This window comes from Mycobacterium sp. AZCC_0083 (genome assembly GCF_014202335.1).
GTDB lineage: Bacteria > Actinomycetota > Actinomycetes > Mycobacteriales > Mycobacteriaceae > Mycobacterium.
Window position 1 is genome coordinate 1,569 of sequence record NZ_JACHGP010000038.1, and the last position, 1,776, is coordinate 3,344.

Genomic DNA, 1,776 nt, shown 5'->3' on the forward strand with positions numbered 1-1,776 from the left:
GGAGGTGTGTTGTTGCCCTGCTTGGTGGTGGGGTGTGGTGTTTGATTCGTGGATAGTGGTTGCGAGCATCAAGCTGGCATCGTCTGGGTCCGGATTCCCTGTGAGGGGTTTTCGGGCCTGAGTGGTGTTGGTTTGTTGTGGTGTAATTTTCTCTGAATTGTTTTTTGGTTTTTGTGTTTTTGTTGTAAGTGTTTAAGGGCGCATGGTGGATGCCTTGGCATCAGAGGCCGATGAAGGACGTGGGAGGCTGCGATATGCCTCGGGGAGCTGCCAACCGAGCGTGGATCCGAGGATGTCCGAATGGGGAAACCCAGCACGAGTGATGTCGTGTTACCCGTATCTGAATACATAGGGTGCGGGGGGTAACGCGGGGAAGTGAAACATCTCAGTACCCGTAGGAAGAGAAAACAATTGTGATTCCGTGAGTAGTGGCGAGCGAAAGCGGAGGATGGCTAAACCGTATGCATGTGATACCGGGTAGGGGTTGTGTGTGCGGGGTTGTGGGACCCATCTTTCCAGTTCTATCCGGCTGGAGGGCAGTGAGAAAATGTCGTGGTTAGCGGAAGTGGCTTGGGATGGCCTGCCGTAGACGGTGAGAGCCCGGTACGTGAAAACCCGATGTCTGCCTTGTGTGGTGTTCCCGAGTAGCAGCGGGCCCGTGGAATCTGCTGTGAATCTGCCGGGACCACCCGGTAAGCCTGAATACCTTCTGATGACCGATAGCGGATTAGTACCGTGAGGGAATGGTGAAAAGTACCCCGGGAGGGGAGTGAAAGAGTACCTGAAACCGTGTGCCTACAATCCGTCAGAGCCTTCGTGTTAGAGCGTGGGGTGATGGCGTGCCTTTTGAAGAATGAGCCTGCGAGTCAGGGACATGTCGCGAGGTTAACCCGTGTGGGGTAGCCGCAGCGAAAGCGAGTCTGAATAGGGCGTATCCACACAAGAGTGTGTGGTGTAGTGGTGTGTTCTGGACCCGAAGCGGAGTGATCTACCCATGGCCAGGGTGAAGCAGCAGTAAGATGTTGTGGAGGCCCGAACCCACTTAGGTTGAAGACTGAGGGGATGAGTTGTGGGTAGGGGTGAAAGGCCAATCAAACTCCGTGATAGCTGGTTCTCCCCGAAATGCATTTAGGTGCAGCGTTGCGTGTTTCTTGCTGGAGGTAGAGCTACTGGATGGCCAATGGGCCCTAAAAGGTTACTGACGTCAGCCAAACTCCGAATGCCGGTAAGTGAAAGCGTGGCAGTGAGACGGCGGGGGATAAGCTCCGTGCGTCGAGAGGGAAACAGCCCAGATCGCCGGCTAAGGCCCCTAAGCGTGTGCTAAGTGGAAAAGGATGTGCAGTCGCGAAGACAACCAGGAGGTTGGCTTAGAAGCAGCCACCCTTGAAAGAGTGCGTAATAGCTCACTGGTCAAGTGATTGTGCGCCGATAATGTAGCGGGGCTCAAGCGCACCGCCGAAGCCGCGGCAATCAGACGTTCGCGTCTGGTTGGGTAGGGGAGCGTCCTGCATCCGGTGAAGCCGCAGAGTGATCTAGTGGTGGAGGGTGTGGGAGTGAGAATGCAGGCATGAGTAGCGATAAGGCAAGTGAGAACCTTGCCCGCCGAAAGACCAAGGGTTCCTGGGCCAGGCCAGTCCGCCCAGGGTGAGTCGGGACCTAAGGCGAGGCCGACAGGCGTAGTCGATGGACAACGGGTTGATATTCCCGTACCCGTGTGTGCGCGCCCGTGATGAATCAGCGGTACTAACCGCCCAAAACCGCGACAACCGGCGGCCT

The 1,776-nt window shown here is 56.2% G+C and carries 1 rRNA gene (cut by a window edge); it reads left to right on the forward strand.

Annotated features, from left to right (window positions below):
* Positions 1-182: 182 nt before the first annotated feature.
* Positions 183-1,776 (forward strand): 23S ribosomal RNA (locus tag HNP02_RS42180) (it continues 1,639 nt past the right edge of the window).